This window comes from Alteromonas sp. MTD1, assembly GCF_042848195.1.
Lineage (GTDB): Bacteria > Pseudomonadota > Gammaproteobacteria > Enterobacterales > Alteromonadaceae > Alteromonas.
Genome location: NZ_BTGG01000011.1, coordinates 130637 through 146241 on the forward strand (window position 1 = coordinate 130637; position 15605 = coordinate 146241).

The following is a 15605-nucleotide window of genomic DNA, read 5'->3' on the forward strand; positions in this document are numbered from 1 at the left end:
TATAGATAACGGTTGATTCAGGACAAGACGGATGTCGTAGTGTAGGAGATGTGGCACATGCCAACAGGAAAAGAAACAAAATCCCTAGGACTATTAGCCCTGGCTGGTCTTCAGCCATACGAGCCAAAGCCAGACGAAGAGTATATGGGCGAGCCCCAAATGGAGCACTTCCGTCTATTGCTTAAAGCTTGGCGCAACCAACTTCGTGAAGAAGTTGACCGTACGGTAACGCACATGAAGGATGAAGCTGCAAACTTCCCAGATCCTGTAGACCGTGCTGCACAAGAAGAAGAGTTCAGCCTAGAGTTACGTACGCGTGACCGTGAGCGTAAGCTAATAAAGAAAATTGAAAAAACGCTTAAACGCATTGAAGAAGACGATTTTGGTTTTTGCGATTCTTGCGGAATCGAAATTGGTATTCGTCGCCTAGAGGCGCGTCCTACAGCAGACTTATGTATTGACTGTAAGACAATGGCTGAAATTAAAGAGAAACAACTACAAGGTTAATGCGTTAACCAAGTAAAGTTGATTAGAAAGCCTCATCCGAAACGATGGGGCTTTTTGTTATTATGCATAAAAAATACGTAGGGCGCTTTGCTCCCTCTCCTTCTGGACAACTTCACTTCGGCTCACTGGTTACTGCGGTTGCAAGTTACCTAGACGCCAAAAGCAACCACGGAACGTGGCTGCTTCGCATGGAAGATATAGACGAACCACGATGCATATCAGGTGTGGATAAAGATATTTTATGCACGCTGGAAAAACATGGGCTGTTTTGGGACGGAGACGTCATCTATCAAAGTCAGCAGCATCAGCGTTATCAAGAGGTGGTAGACCGTCTACTTCAGCAGGGCTTAGCCTACTACTGCACGTGTACGAGAAAGCAAATCAAAGCCATGGGCGGCGTTTATAATGGGCATTGTCGACATTTAGGGCTGGCTCTAGATAGCAACAACCAAGACCAGTTTGCTATTCGATTAACAATGACTAGACCACTACAAGCATTTGAAGATGTCATTATGGGGAATGTTACGCCCATTGAATCCGAAGCACCGTGTGATAGCCCGCATCAAGAAGCCACAACTGCTAATTCAAGCGCAGAAGATGTGGTAATAAAGCGCAGAGACGGCCTGTTTTCTTATAATTTAGTGGTTATTTTGGACGACGTGTTTCAAGGCGTAAACCACGTTATTCGAGGGTGTGACCTGTTAGATGTGACGCCGCTGCAAAAAGCCGTTTACCAAACACTAGGATATGAGATTCCTACCTATGGGCACATACCTGTGGCCGCAGTATCACCCGGAAGAAAGTTGAGCAAACAAAACCGCGCTGCGCCTGTAAACAATACTACACCGAAAGAAAACCTTGTGCGGGTAATGCAGTTTTTAGGTTTTGACTTCCCCGCCGCATCGTCATTTAATGATATTTCGGCGTTACTGGCACACGCTATTGCCATTTGGGATAGGAAAAAAGTAGTGAAAACGCCCGAAATTATTGTTCCACAACATGAATCCACTTATTATAGCGAACCTTTATAGCTTGCGGAGATACCATCATCATTCATCGTGTTTTTAAATCTGTTAAACGCGCTTTTTCAAAAGAGAGTTCGTCTGATAACGCACTGAAGCCAAGAGTTATGACTCGAGGTGAACATGGCATTTCACGTGAAGACGTAAGTGCTAATGCGTTAAAAGTGATGTACCGCCTTAACGGAGCTGGCTTCGAATCGTATTTGGTTGGAGGCTGTGTACGCGATATTTTGATGGGACACGAACCTAAAGACTTTGATGTAGTCACTAACGCTACCCCAGAGCAAATTAAAGGTTTGTTTAAGAATTGTCGCCTTATTGGCCGCCGATTCCGCCTTGCTCATATTGTTTTCGGTAGAGAGATTATTGAAGTTGCCACGTTCCGCGGGCACCACCAAGAGTCTGACGAAAACGAAGGCACACCAAAACACAAAGTGACAGCAAAACGTGATGCTCATGGCCAGCTAGTTCGCGACAACGTGTTTGGCTCTATTGAAGAAGATGCCCAGCGCCGCGACTTTACCTTTAACGCCATGTACTACAGCGTTGCAGACTTTACCGTTAAAGATTTTGCCAATGGGTTATCAGCCATAGAAAAGCGTGAAGTTGCGCTAATTGGCGATCCTGACACCCGCTATCGTGAAGACCCTGTGCGTATGCTACGCGCCGTACGGTTCGCAGTAAAACTGTCGATGCATATCGAAAAGAATACGGCAGCGCCTATCAAGGCTTTGGCTAACTTACTGCAAAATATTCCACCTGCCCGACTTTTCGAAGAAACACTAAAACTCTTTTTGTCAGGTAAAGGCGAGGACACGTTTTTAATGCTGCGCGAATATGGCCTGTTAGATCCATTATTCCCACAACTAACGCCATTTTTAAAAGACGAAAATAGCAAAGAAATGCAGTTCATTCGCCGCGTGTTGGTGAATACTGATGAACGAATTAACAGTAACCAACGTGTTACTCCGGCCTTCTTATACGCAGCGCTGTTGTGGTATCCGGTAGAAGAGCACTCTCAGCGCCTTCAAACTGAGTCTGGCTTGAACGCACATGACGCATTTAATATTGCAGCAGGCGACGTTATTGCCCGCCAAACACAGCGCATTATGATACCCAAGCGTTTTTCCACCGTGGTACGCGACATTTGGATTTTACAGCAACGATTACCCAAGCGTTTTGGTCGTAGAGCATTCCAGTTACTTACACACCCCAAGTTCAGAGCAGGTTATGACTTCTTACTGGCACGAGGCCAAACAGAAGGTGGCGATTTACTTGAACTTGCACAGTGGTGGACACATTTTCAGCATGCCGAGAATAGCAAACAAAAAGGCATGTTAAACGCATTAAGACGTAGCGAAGGCGGTAAAGGAGCACCAAAGAAACGTAAGCGTCGCCCAGCTAGGAAAGACTCAGATGCATAAAGAGCACGTTTATATTGGTGTTGGCAGTAATCTTGGTGAAAGTGAAGAAAAAGCAAAGCGTGCTTTTGATGCTATAGGAAAGTTAGAAGACACACGCGTTCTTAAAACCTCTTCACTGTATTCTAGTAAGCCTATGGGCCCTCAAGATCAGCCCGATTACATCAATGCTGTAGTACTGATAGAAACCGCATTAAAACCTCACGGCTTACTTAAGCAGTTACAGCGAATCGAATTGGAAGAAGGCCGTGAACGCAAAGGTGAACGCTGGGGCCCACGTACGTTAGACCTCGATATTTTGTTGTACGGCAGCGAAAATATCGACACCGCAGATTTAACGATCCCTCATTATGGAATGTCTGGCCGTGAGTTTGTTTTAGTACCGCTTTTTGAAATTGCCCCAAACATGGTAATGCATGACGGCAAGCCACTATCTAGTTGGGTTGCTAGCTGCACACTGGATGGCCTTCGTCGCCTTCGCACTTCCAATTAGCAGCAAAATCCGTATAGTTCGCCACACAATTTCGATATTTAGTACCGATTTCCTAACATTATCTGGATCATGTCATGAAGAAAGTTACGGTTTCAGGCTTGCTCAAGAAGAAGCAAGCAGGTGAAAAAATTACCTCGTTAACAGCTTACGATGCCAGCTTTGCAAAAATGTTCGACGAGCAAGGCATAGACGCACTGCTGATTGGTGACTCGTTAGGTATGGTTTTACAGGGCGAAGACGACACGTTACCTGTAACAATTGATGACATTGCTTATCACACTAGAAGCGTTCGCAAAGGCACTCAACGCGCATTTGTGCTGGCAGATATGCCGTTTATGAGTTACGCCACACCAGAGCAAACCTATACCAACGCCGCCAAGCTTATGGCAGCGGGTGCAAGCATGGTAAAAATGGAAGGCGGTAGCTGGCTATGTGAAACCATTGAAGGATTAAACTTACGCGGTGTGCCTGTATGTGGCCACTTAGGTTTAACTCCGCAGTCTGTGCACGTATTTGGTGGCTTTAAGGTTCAAGGCCGTGAAGCAAGCCAAGCGGAAAAGCTAATTGAAGAAGCTAAGGCGCTGGAGCAAGCGGGTATTCAACTACTTGTGCTTGAATGTGTGCCTTCATCACTAGGAAAAGCAGTGAGTGAGGCCCTGACCATTCCAGTAATTGGTATTGGCGCAGGCAAAGACACCGACGGTCAAATACTAGTGATGCATGATATGTTTGGGATAAGCGCAAACTACATGCCGAAGTTCTCAAAGAACTACTTGGTTGAAATAGGCGATATGCGTAAAGCCGTTGCCAAGTATATTGAAGAAGTAGAAAGCGGCGCGTTCCCTTCTGCTGAACACAGCTTCGAATAGATGGGTTTCGAATAAATAAGTTTCGAAAAGCACGGCAAAACATTACTAAGCTTGGATTAGATAGAAAGGTTAATACAGATATGAAGGTTATCGATAGCACTGCAGCATTACGCGAGCTCATTGGTGATTGGAAACGCAGCGGCCTTAGCGTTGGTTTTGTGCCTACCATGGGCAATTTGCATGATGGCCACCTTAAGTTAGTTAAGCGCGCTAAAGCGCACAACGATAAAGTAATCGTAAGTATCTTCGTTAACCCTATGCAGTTTGGCAAAAACGAAGATTTAGATGCTTACCCTCGTACAATAGAACAAGACAAAGCGAAACTTATAGCAGAGGGTACAGATGCGGTATTTCTTCCTAGCGTTGCTGATATGTACCCTGCTGGGCTTGATGCACAAACCTTTGTAGAAGTGCCAGGCATTTCTGACGTACTGTGCGGCGCTAGCCGTCCAGGCCACTTTCGCGGTGTAGCAACGGTAGTAAGTAAACTGTTCAACATGGTGCAGCCTGACGACGCCTTCTTCGGAGAAAAAGACTTTCAGCAACTTGCCGTTATTCGTACCATGGCACGAGATCTTTCTATGGCCGTTACCATCCATGGTATACCTACAGAGCGCGAAGCATCAGGTTTAGCCATGAGTTCGCGCAACGGCTATTTGTCAAAGGAAGAAAAGGCAACAGCCAGTGAAATTTACCAAGCGATGCAGCGCATGAAAGTGGCAATCGAGAAGGGTAATAAGAATTTCGACGAGCTTGAAGCTTCTACTGTGGCAAATTTAGAAGAAAAAGGGTTTAGAAACGACTACGTAAAAGTTGTGAACGCAAGTACGTTTATGCCGGCCTCAGCTACTGATACTCACCTTGTTATCGTTGTGGCGTTATTTATGGGTAAAACACGGCTTATCGACAACATACAGGTTCACGTTTAATACGTTAGGTCACAGTACTCAAACTGTGGTGACTTAAATGCAAAAAGCCCGAATGGTAATACCGTTCGGGCTTTTTCGATTATGGGATTGTTAAACGCTAGCGGCTTGTAACTAGTTGCTTAAGACTGCCTGCTTAACGCCTCTTGGTTAAGCATGCTGGCGTCATGCACTTCGCAAAAGCGAAACATATTAGGCTGAAGCCGGCAGAGCCTCATCAGACACAAAATCAATAAGCTCTTTCCACGCCTGCGTTTCTTTGGCTATTAAATGTTGCTCAGCCAAAATCGCTGCAAGGTCGTTATGGCTAGTAAGCGGGTTCGCCAGTACTACACGAAACACTGTTATGCATTGCGAAGGATAATCTGGCGCTTCTAATCGTGTACGCGACACAAACGACTTACCCGCTTCACGCTGTTGCTTTTGTACCGCTACAACAAGTGCATCAATTTTTTGATTAATGACATTGCGCATTTTCGCGTTTACGTGCTTCAGTTTTTGCTGCACTTCTTGCGGACATACACGATAGGTTAACAACGACAATGTGGGCGATGTGGTTAACTCGAAGTCTTGTGCCTTATCAATCATATTGGCGAAGTCACTGGCTTTATCAATACTTCTATCAATTAGCAGCTCGTAGCCTTTACGACCAAAGATATGCAGCGCTGAGTACACCATCATGGCCATGCCGTTTCGCGAACCTTCAAGGGTAGTTGCACCTAAGTCTTTAGAGCCGGCACGTAAAATATATTGCGCGTGATGCCTTACCGCATTGGCGTTTTGCGGGTCTTTAAATAGGGCCATACCGGCACCCATAGGTACGTACATTTGCTTGTGGGCATCGATAGTAACAGAGTCAGCACGTTCAATGCCTTTCAAACGAGAGCGATAGCGTGATGAGAATAACGTTGCGCCGCCCCATGCTGCGTCTACATGGAACCAACAGCCAAGCTCTTTGGCCACATCGGCAAGCTCATCTAATGGGTCTACGTGACCGGTTTCAGTAGTTCCACCTACACCAACAATAGCTAGCAACTTGTTACCTTCTTCCTGGTAACGCTTACCTGCGCGAAGCGCCTTTGCAGGGTCTAGCGTTTGGTGTGGAGCTGGCAGTGTAATTAACTGCTCTCTGCCAATACCCAAAACGTCTACTGCTTTAGACAACGAGTAGTGCCCGCGTTTAGAGCACATTACGCCAAGGTTGTTGATGTCGTAATGGCGATATGCCGCAGCCAGACCTGCTTTTGACACACCAGAAAAACCTTTTTGAGGACCAAGCATTTTATTGCGAGCTACCCAAAGCGCAGTGATATTGGCAATAGTACCACCAGAACAAAATGCACCTAATGAATGTGCCGCACTGTGCAGATGTTTGTTATAAAACGCCTCAGACTGATCGTAGACCAAGTTGTGCATCATACCGATGACCTGACGTTCCAACGGCGTAAAGGCCTTCGACGTTTCAATTTTTACGAGGTTTTGGTTAAGCCCCACCATCAGCTTTGACAGCGGAAGATGAAAATATGGCAGGGCCGAGGTCATATGACCTATAAACGTAGGCGAGTAAGTATTTACAGAATGGGCTACCAGCTTATCCAATAAGCTTTCTGCGTGCGTTGAAACGAACTCAGGCGACTCAGGCACTTTCGAGTCTGAGAAATCTTTTTCAATTTCTTCAAGCGATGTCTTTTTCGTAACAACATGCTGCGACAAAAAGTCTAAAATGTTGTCAGATAAATGCTGCTCAATTTGAGCCAGCTTCGAGTCTTTGTGTTCAGGCTTGGTAAAGACCCTAAACAAGTGCTCTAAACTAACTTGCGCTTCACCCACTCAACACACCTCACAATAAATACAAACACATATTCCGCGCTGACGGAATTAACAGGCGGTTTTGTAGGACACCGGCCTGACACCTATTTTCCCTAACGCGCTGCTATTGTTACCCGCATGGCTCAACGTTGGGGTATACGCATACGCACTGACATGGTCCATTCGTTGTCAAACCTGAAAGTTTATCACGTCACTTTCAGGGTGCCGCACTTTACCTTAGATTGCAATTTTCGCCAAGTGGTACGCCTTAGCATTTAGGCTGATTCGTGAAACATATTTGTTATGTTCACTAAAACTAAGGCATTGCATTGCAATACTGCTATATTTTAATTATGAATAAATACGCACAAGTAAGGATGTCAGTTTATGCCAATTAGAGAAATAAGCGAAGAATTCTCGGTGAACGACATCGTGCCGTACTTTCAGCCTATCATTGATTTAGATAGCAGCGGCGTTTGGCGCTATGAGTGCCTTGCGCGATTAATCACGCAAGGCGACAAAACGTTTCTGCCCAGTGAGTTTCTGTATCTTATTGAGCGTGAACATCATATTAGTGCCTTAGCCGCAAGTATGTTTGTGCAATGTGCGCACTACTTTCACGACCTTAATATACCGTGGAACTTCAACATTACATCTAACGATCTGCAAAACGAACAGCTGACAAATACGTTAATTACGCACTTAGCCAGCTACCCTAACCCTGAACGAGTCAGTACAGAAGTAAGTGCATCTACGGCACTTTCAAACCCTCAGCAATTAGCGAGCTTTATCGACAAAAGCATGCACGCTGGATTGGGGGTTTTTATTGATAATGTAGGTTCGTGTCCAGGGAATATCCGCGCACTAATGAACATTCCTGTTCGAGGAATTAAGTTAGCTGGCGGCTTAATTCGCCATTACGACGACCAAGACGCAGTACGCGAATACGTAGACTATGTGCTGAACCTTTGTGAACGACATGGCGTGAACGTAATTGCTGAACACATTGAAGATGAAGCTCAGCTAGAGCGCGTTAGACGTTTGCCAATACGCTATGCTCAGGGATATGTTTTTAGCCCGCCTGTAGCAAGTGTAAAGCGGGCTCAGCAACCACACTAACGCTTAATCTTTTTTCGCTCAGCCTTCGCCCACTTAGCTTTTTTCCGCTTAGTCTTCTCGAACTTAATCTGCTCGAACTTAGTCTTCGTCGCTGCTGCACACTAATTGCCAGCACGGCTGACCGCTTTCGCGATACTTTCGTTCGAAAGGCGTCATGTGCTTCTCGCCAGTGACTTCTGCTAAATCGCTTACTAAACCATAATGTTTTGCTGCCTGAGCAAACTCCATGACATAGATAAGCCAATTACTTCGCACTTCAATATTTGGCGTTATTGCCATTAAATCGACCATCGCCGCGCTGGCATGCCAACGCTTTTGTACCTGTGTTTTTTTCGGGTACGGATTGGGGTAAAGCAAAAAGTGTTTTAGCACATTCCAATTGGCCGCCCTTACCAAACGCCAAAAGTCATTCACATCTGCACGAATAACACGGTAATTCTGGCTCTGTGTACTGTAGTGCGTATGTTTGTCTACGCGAAGAGCAGACTTATCGATACCAATAACCCGTGCTTCAGGGTAGGCATTGGCGATATTCGCCGTACTCTCGCCCACACCACAGCACGAATCTAAAATAACATCGCCTTTAAAACCGTCTAGCCATGCACTAACCTCATCAAACGCAGCCTGTGTGTGGTCGCTAATAGGACGTTTGTTTTCGCTTTTTTGGTATTTCACCACCAGCTCTTCAAGCTTATCGTGAATGCCTTGTTGCGTGGTGGTTATTTCTCTAGAGTTTCCTGACGCCATTAACTGCGTATGCCCTTACCTGTTTTGAGAAGGTAATACGCCACACCAAACAGCAGAGCATTGAATCCCACTAGTAGCCCTAGCGATAGGGTTACGTTTACGTCTGATACCCCTAAAAACCCATAGCGGAACCCGTTAACCATATATACCACTGGATTGGCTTTACTCACCCATTGCCAGAACTCTGGTAACAGCGAAAGCGAATAAAACACACCGCCTAAATACGTTAGGGGAGTAAGTACAAAGGTGGGTACTACGCTGATATCGTCGAAGGTTTTAGCAAACACTGCGTTAATCAAACCTGCGGTAGCAAATAGCGTTGAAGTAAGTAAAAGAGTTAAAGCAATAATGCCAATATTGTGAATTTGAACATCAACAAAAAACAGCGACACCATTGTTACAATAATGCCAATAAGAATGGCGCGCGCTACACCACCGCCCACATAGCCAAGAATAATTACCGAGGTGGGAACTGGCGAGACTAACAGCTCTTCAATATTGCGTTGAAACTTGGCACTAAAGAAAGACGACGACACGTTGGCGTATGAGTTGGTAATAACCGACATCATAATAAGCCCAGGTACAATGAACTCCATGTAGGTAAAGCCGCCCATTTGGCCAATGCGGTTACCAATAAGGCTGCCGAAAATAACGAAGTAAAGGCTCATTGTAATAGCAGGCGGCACCAAGGTTTGTACCCAAATACGCAAAAAGCGCGTGCACTCTTTGATCCAGATAGTGGTAAGCGCCACATAGTTTTGCTTTAACCAGCTGGTATTTTGTTCTGTATTCATTACTGTGGTTTCTGTTTTCACTGTTTAATACCGTATTCGTTGCGTTGCAGCAGAAGTTTTAGCAAAACTGCTAACCAGCTTGCTTTGCCGACTCTACAAGGCGCACAAACAATTCTTCCAAGCGGTTAGATTTATTACGCATACTCATCACTTGAATACCCTGTTCACTTAACTGCGAGAAAACGGGGTTTAGGCCTTCTGTTTTTTCAACATCCACTTCTAATGTGTGATCATCGATAAGCCTGCTTTCAAACCCGCTAAGCGATGGTGCTGCTGCCGACTCAGGTACAGATATATCTAGCACAAAGGTTTCTAAGCTAAGCTTAGACAACAGCGCTTTCATACTCGTATTTTCTACAATAGTGCCTTTATTGATGATGGCGATATTGCGACACAGCATTTCAGCTTCTTCAAGGTAGTGGGTAGTAAGAATAATAGTAATACCTGCACGGTTAATTTCTTCAAGGAAACCCCACATTGAGCGGCGAATTTCTATATCAACACCAGCGGTTGGCTCGTCTAGTATAAGTAGTTTAGGTTCGTGCATAAGCGCACGTGCAATCATAAGTCTGCGTTTCATACCGCCAGACAGTTCGCGCGCTCGTGCATCTCGCTTTTCCCACAGGTCTAATTGGGCAAGGTATTTTTTAGCACGTTCTTTGGCTACGTTGCGCGGAACACCATAGTAACCAGCCTGGTTTAGAACAATTTGTAAAACCGTTTCAAACTGGTTGAAATTAAATTCTTGCGGCACTAACCCAATACAGGCTTTAGCCTGTTCTTTTTGGGTTGTAAGGTCATAGCCAAATACAGATACCTGACCATCGGTTTGATTCACCAACGAGCTAATAATGCCGATAGTGGTTGATTTACCTGCACCATTTGGGCCCAACAAAGCAAAAAAATCACCTTGTTCAACTGAAAGGTCAACGCCTTTTAATGCTTGTACGCCACCCTTGTAGGTTTTCGTTAACCCTTTAATATCTAAAGCTTTCATGTGTAGCCTGTATTTTGAATGTCGCAGTGACATACTTTGGAAAGAGACAATCGCAGTTTTTCATGCAAGCGCGCATGGTAAAGATTTAACGCGAGCGTACAGTTTAACGTAAAACGCTTGGCAGTTAGAACATCAACGCGATTTAGTCATTGTTTTTAACGATTAAATACACCACAGTAGGTGGGTATAAAAAGTACACATTTCAAGTTTTACCGCTAATGTAGCTTATATTGAAATGTAATGGATAATAATAAATACAGGGCCATTTATAATGTCTTACAACAAGAATACTTCTCCCGCGCCTTTGCTGCCACCATTGCCACCTGAGACAACGCCAGAGTTGGCCGACGACTTTGCCGTTTTTATCGATATATTGGGTTTTATTCCCAACAGTTTACTTACCATGCAGCGCAAACCAGAGATGGTAAAAGGCTTTGCCGCGCTAACTAAAGGGGTAATGGGTGAAGGCAGTGTTGTAGATGGCGGTTTCAAACGACTAATTGCCCACTTTGCCAGCCGCGCTGCGGGCTGTCAGTATTGCGAAGCGCATTCGCTTATTGCTGCAGGTATTCACGGTATTAGCGACGAAAAAGTAGCTGCGGTGTGGGAATATCAAACAAGTCCACTCTACACACAGGCTGAACGCGTGGCGCTAGATTTTGCCCTAGCAGCAGGCAGTGTCCCTAATGCTGTTGATGCCCCACTTATGGAAGCAATGCGTACGCATTGGAAAGAAGAGGAAATTGTAGAAATTCTTGGTGCGGTAAGTTTGTATGGCTTTTTAAATCGCTGGAACGACTCAATGGCCACCGAAATTGAGTCGTCACCCAAGGCACTAGGTGACGACGTACTTGCTCAAGGTGGATGGACTGGCGGTAAACACGTTAAGTAATGAAACCGAGCTTAATTAAGCTCGGTCAATACCGTAACAATCAATAGTTCGCGCTGTTACTCATAAGTACCGGCGCTCGCTCGGCAATTTCCATTTCTACTTTTCTATCAAAGAAAATACCTTCATGTTCGGTTTGTTTACTTTGCGACTCGCCGACAGCTACCGTCATTATTTGCGTTTCCGATACACCACGCTGGGTTAATTCTTTCTTAACACTTAGTGCACGCTGCATTGAAAGCGCTTCGTTAAACTGGGTATCACCGCGCTGATCGGCTTGACCGGTTAAACGAATGCTCAGTTTTTCATTACCCTTAAGCGCACTAGCGATAAGTGATAACTGCTCTTGATACGCAGGCTCTACCACCACAGAGCCAGATTTAAACTGAATACTGCTTTTAAGTGTTGGCGCAGGTGCTTGCACTAGTTCTTCGCTGTAGGCCACTTTCGTTATCATAAGCTGCTCTTGCATACTCTGGTTAGCAGCAAGTAAAGCAGTATTTTCATCGTTCGCTTTACTTAATGCTTCACGGTTATTTTGTAGCGCATTTTCTTGAGCTGTATTTTCTCCCAACAGTGCACCAACAATACCGGCTATCGCTGCACCGACAGGGCCGGCCACAATGGCGCCCACTACAACACCACTGCTAAGACCAATAGCAGCAGCTTTCGACTCTTCGTTTTGTTGCACTTGGTGTGTGTTGTACTGATTTGATGTACTGGCAGACACGTTCAGTGAAAGCGCCATTAATCCTGTTATAGCGGTGTATGTGAAAGCATTAAAAGTGCGATGCAGGGAGTAATGTAGTGTCATAAATAAATCCTCTTAAAAAAAGCGTTGTGCGCCGTTGGGGGGACGCACAACGCAAAGGGTAGTTTGTTGATAAATTGTGTTGCTGTAAGTCATTTGGTATGACGCTATTTAACCGCCGATAAGTGGCAGAAAGTGCGATACTTTGAGGAAATGTTGTGATGGTTTTGGAGAAATATGGCGCAAATGAGGCACTCTTGAGGATTTTATGTCGAACTTAAGCAAAGGTGGCTTTTCAAAGGTATAGTGTGCACATTGTCACACCCTGTTTGAAGAACGACGGAACCACAGCATGCCAAAAACCATCGCCTTAGTTGAAGATGATGCAGCCATTCGCGAGAACTACATTATGGCCCTTCAGGCACAGGGCTACAGCGTGAATGCATACGATGATAGACCCTCTGCGGCAGAAGCGTTTACCCACACTCTGCCCGACCTTGCCATTATTGATATTGGCTTAAAAGATGAAATTGAAGGTGGGTTTATGCTTTGCCAGCAGTTGCGCAGTTTGTCACAAACGCTACCTATTATATTTTTTACGGCTCGCGACAACGATGTTGATACCATAAGTGGTTTACGAATGGGGGCCGACGACTATTTAACAAAAGATATCAGCATGGCTCACCTGCTTGCTCGTATCGCCGCTTTGTTCAGAAGAACAGACCTGTTGGCCGCACCTACTGAGCAAAAAGACGAATTAAAAGTGGGCGATTTAAAAGTGGACGTTTCAAGAATGACCGTACGTTGGCAAAATCAGCCTGTACTGCTTACCGTGACCGAATTTTGGATGCTGCACGCACTTATTAAACGCCCTGGGCATGTTAAAAGCCGGCAGCAGTTAATGGATGAATCTAGAATGGTGGTAGATGACACCACTATCACGTCGCACATTAAACGCATGCGCAAAAAATTTGTGCAGTTAGATGCCAATTTTGAGCATATCGATACCGTATACGGTATGGGTTATCGCTGGCAGCCGTAACATAGAAATCACGTATTAGCTATGCGACTTCGTTTCTCTATACGCCTACAGCTTGTTGTACTATCGCTGTTTTTGTTCACCATTCCTTACCTAGGCTACAACTATGTATGGGAGCTTGAACAGTACCTTCGAAATGGGCAAGAGCAAACCATGATTGGCACCGCTCGAGCCGTGGCTACAGCACTTCACGAGCGACCTGCGCTATTCGACAGTCAATCTGCCTATTTGCAAGATGTACGCCCGGGTACCGACCTGTATGCGCCGCCCATTCACTACCCAATTCGATTAGACGGCGAGCTTAACGACTGGCAGCAAGTAAATGAGCTGGTAAGCGAATATGGAAGCGCTGAAGTTATTGAGTATTACAGCGGTAATCAGGGCGAGCCCGTAAGCTTGTCGTTCAAGCACATGGTTGGACGCTACGGCCAGTTCCTTTATGCCATGTTTGAGGTGTCTGACGACGCTTTACTGTGGCGCCAACCAAATAGCTTAAGTGTAGAGAGTGGCGATCACTTACTTATAGGAATGGAAACCCCAGAGGGTACGTTGGCTCGCTATGTGGTTGCTCCTTATGAAAGTGGCTGGGTAAACGCCTATAAACTGGCTAGTAGTACAGATACCACACGCGCTGTTGAAAACGCGCTATCTATTCAAGGGCGTTGGCAAGAGACCGCAAACGGCTATAACATTGAACTGCGCTTTCCGCTTTCTATGACCACCGGAGGTTTAGCTTTTACTCTTGTTGATGTAGATAACGCAGAAACACGTGACAAACAATACGCTCTTGGTACCGCGAACACCAAAGATTTAGAAAAGCTGGGGACGGTAATCACCCCATCACCTGAAATTGAGCGCATTCTTGCAGGGCTTAAATACGCAGACTCGCGCGTATGGGTGGTTGATAAACATAAGCGGGTGCTGGCCCGCGCTGGTGATATACAGTCGGCAACAGGTATTGAAGTAACGGCGCCACAAACCGAGCGAAGCGCGGCCTGGCAATGGGTGGAAAACGAGTGGCTACTGCCGGTTTATTATCAAATTCTTACTCGCCCACCTGCAGATTTCATCGACGAGCTTGACGATGCCTACGCCTTGGTCGGCCAAGACTTAGGCACCGCATTAAATGGTCAGCCCGACTCGCTTTGGCGTCTGTCGCCCGACAACAAAGCCATTATTCTGTCGGCTGCATATCCCATTTTTATTGACGGAAACGTAATGGGAGCCGTGGTAATAGAGCAAACCACAAACGGTATTCGTACCCTTCGTAACCGGGCGCTAGAGCAACTATTTCATGTCATATTAGCGGTTATGTTGCTTGGTACCCTTGGACTTTTACTTTTCGCTAGTCGTATCTCAAGCAGAATCAGGCAGCTTCGCGACAGCACCGAAGCGGTTATCGACGATAACGGGAAAATAGTGGGCACCTTGCCTGTATCAAACCAACGAGATGAGATAGGCGATTTATCGCGCTCATTTTCTGATGTCCTCTCTCGTCTTCAACAATACAACTCGTACCTTGAAAACATGGCTTCGCGTTTATCACACGAACTGCGCACGCCCATTGCGGTCGTGAAATCATCATTAGATATGCTTGGACACGTCAGCGAAAAGCAGCAGCAAGATGTCTTCGTCACGCGTGCGCAATCGGGCGTAAATAGGCTTAGCACCATACTCAATAGCATGAGTGAAGCAACCCGATTAGAGCAGGCTATTGCACAAGAAGATTTAGAAACCTTTAATGTTGTGAAGGTGATTACGGGTTGCATTGAAGGTTACAAGCACACGTATACAAACCGCAAGTGGGTACTAACTACTAGCGAAGAGCAACTGATGATAGATGGCTCGCCAGAATTAATTGCACAGTTTTTCGATAAGATTATTTCAAACGCCGTCGATTTCAGCAGCGAAGAAGATGAAATTAACGTTACGCTCTCAAAGAGGGATAAACGAGCAATACTCAGTGTCAGTAATCCTGGCCCGCTTTTACCGCAAGGCATGAAAGAACAACTTTTACAGTCGATGGTCTCAGTGAGAAAAGAGAACGACGTTCAAAATGCAGCACAGTCACCACACCTAGGTTTGGGGCTTTACATAGCCAATATCATTATGATGTTTCACAAAGGTTCGCTAAGCCTTAACGATCGCGAAGATAAAACAGGCGTGATTGTTACAGCGTCTGTTCCACTTGCATAAAAATATAATCACAACTCTCGGAGGCT

15 protein-coding genes are annotated in these 15605 nt (G+C 45.5%); 10 read left to right on the top strand and 5 right to left on the bottom strand.

The features are described 5' to 3' along the window. Positions 1-57: 57 nt before the first annotated feature. From dksA to panC, 6 genes are all read left to right on the top strand, one after another. Entirely contained in the window at positions 58-507 is a 450-nt protein-coding gene (gene dksA / locus ACGHAV_RS15455) for an RNA polymerase-binding protein DksA (protein WP_334015799.1), read from the top strand. Positions 508-569: 62 nt separating this feature from the next. Beyond that, complete coding sequence (gene gluQRS, locus ACGHAV_RS15460) at positions 570-1538, top strand: tRNA glutamyl-Q(34) synthetase GluQRS (protein WP_390382593.1); 969 nt, start codon at positions 570-572, stop codon at positions 1536-1538. Between the two features lie 98 nt (positions 1539-1636). Further along, positions 1637-2953: a polynucleotide adenylyltransferase PcnB gene (pcnB, locus tag ACGHAV_RS15465; RefSeq protein WP_390382596.1), complete on the top strand. Its 1317-nt coding sequence runs from the start codon at positions 1637-1639 to the stop codon at positions 2951-2953. Then, the gene (gene folK, locus ACGHAV_RS15470) at positions 2946-3443 is read left to right on the top strand and encodes a 2-amino-4-hydroxy-6-hydroxymethyldihydropteridine diphosphokinase (protein WP_390382599.1); all 498 of its coding nucleotides are present in this window, start codon (positions 2946-2948) and stop codon (positions 3441-3443) included. The genes pcnB and folK overlap by 8 nt, the downstream gene beginning before the upstream one ends. A 74-nt stretch (positions 3444-3517) precedes the next feature. Beyond that, positions 3518-4312 (top strand): 3-methyl-2-oxobutanoate hydroxymethyltransferase, encoded by a 795-nt coding sequence (gene panB, locus ACGHAV_RS15475; protein ID WP_390382602.1) that lies wholly within the window; start codon positions 3518-3520, stop codon positions 4310-4312. A gap of 80 nt (positions 4313-4392) precedes the next feature. Beyond that, on the top strand, positions 4393-5241 hold the full coding sequence (gene panC, locus ACGHAV_RS15480; RefSeq protein ID WP_390382605.1) for a pantoate--beta-alanine ligase: 849 nt from the start codon (positions 4393-4395) through the stop codon (positions 5239-5241). Positions 5242-5430: 189 nt separating this feature from the next. On the opposite strand, the gene panP is transcribed toward panC, so the two are convergent. Continuing rightward, on the bottom strand, positions 5431-7068 hold the full coding sequence (panP, locus tag ACGHAV_RS15485) for a pyridoxal-dependent aspartate 1-decarboxylase PanP (RefSeq protein ID WP_390382608.1): 1638 nt from the start codon (positions 7066-7068) through the stop codon (positions 5431-5433). A 366-nt stretch (positions 7069-7434) separates the two neighbouring features. Here panP and ACGHAV_RS15490 point away from each other — a divergent pair, with 366 nt between their 5' ends. Next, positions 7435-8166, top strand: a complete 732-nt coding sequence (locus ACGHAV_RS15490) for an EAL domain-containing protein (RefSeq protein ID WP_390382611.1) — start codon at positions 7435-7437, stop codon at positions 8164-8166. Between the two features lie 78 nt (positions 8167-8244). On the opposite strand, the gene ACGHAV_RS15495 is transcribed toward ACGHAV_RS15490, so the two are convergent. The 3 genes from ACGHAV_RS15495 to ACGHAV_RS15505 are packed head-to-tail and all read right to left on the bottom strand — an operon-like array spanning position 8245 to position 10704. Then, complete coding sequence (locus ACGHAV_RS15495) at positions 8245-8913, bottom strand: tRNA (guanine(46)-N(7))-methyltransferase TrmB (protein ID WP_390382614.1); 669 nt, start codon at positions 8911-8913, stop codon at positions 8245-8247. Continuing rightward, the gene (locus ACGHAV_RS15500) at positions 8913-9728 is read right to left on the bottom strand and encodes an ABC transporter permease (protein ID WP_390382617.1); all 816 of its coding nucleotides are present in this window, start codon (positions 9726-9728) and stop codon (positions 8913-8915) included. The genes ACGHAV_RS15495 and ACGHAV_RS15500 overlap by 1 nt, the downstream gene beginning before the upstream one ends. A gap of 49 nt (positions 9729-9777) precedes the next feature. Further along, on the bottom strand, positions 9778-10704 hold the full coding sequence (locus ACGHAV_RS15505; RefSeq protein ID WP_390382620.1) for an ABC transporter ATP-binding protein: 927 nt from the start codon (positions 10702-10704) through the stop codon (positions 9778-9780). A 271-nt stretch (positions 10705-10975) separates the two neighbouring features. On the opposite strand from ACGHAV_RS15505, the gene ACGHAV_RS15510 reads away from it, so the two are divergent. Continuing rightward, positions 10976-11596, top strand: a complete 621-nt coding sequence (locus ACGHAV_RS15510; RefSeq protein ID WP_390382623.1) for a carboxymuconolactone decarboxylase family protein — start codon at positions 10976-10978, stop codon at positions 11594-11596. 40 nt (positions 11597-11636) lie between these two features. Here the strand turns inward: ACGHAV_RS15510 and pdsO are convergent, their stop codons facing one another. Beyond that, positions 11637-12407: a sortase-associated OmpA-like protein PdsO gene (gene pdsO, locus ACGHAV_RS15515; RefSeq protein WP_390382626.1), complete on the bottom strand. Its 771-nt coding sequence runs from the start codon at positions 12405-12407 to the stop codon at positions 11637-11639. A 289-nt stretch (positions 12408-12696) separates the two neighbouring features. Between pdsO and pdsR the strand changes: the two genes are divergently transcribed. Continuing rightward, complete coding sequence (gene pdsR / locus ACGHAV_RS15520; protein ID WP_390382629.1) at positions 12697-13386, top strand: proteobacterial dedicated sortase system response regulator; 690 nt, start codon at positions 12697-12699, stop codon at positions 13384-13386. A 21-nt stretch (positions 13387-13407) separates the two neighbouring features. Then, positions 13408-15579 (top strand): proteobacterial dedicated sortase system histidine kinase, encoded by a 2172-nt coding sequence (gene pdsS / locus ACGHAV_RS15525; protein WP_390382632.1) that lies wholly within the window; start codon positions 13408-13410, stop codon positions 15577-15579. Positions 15580-15605 lie beyond the last annotated feature (26 nt).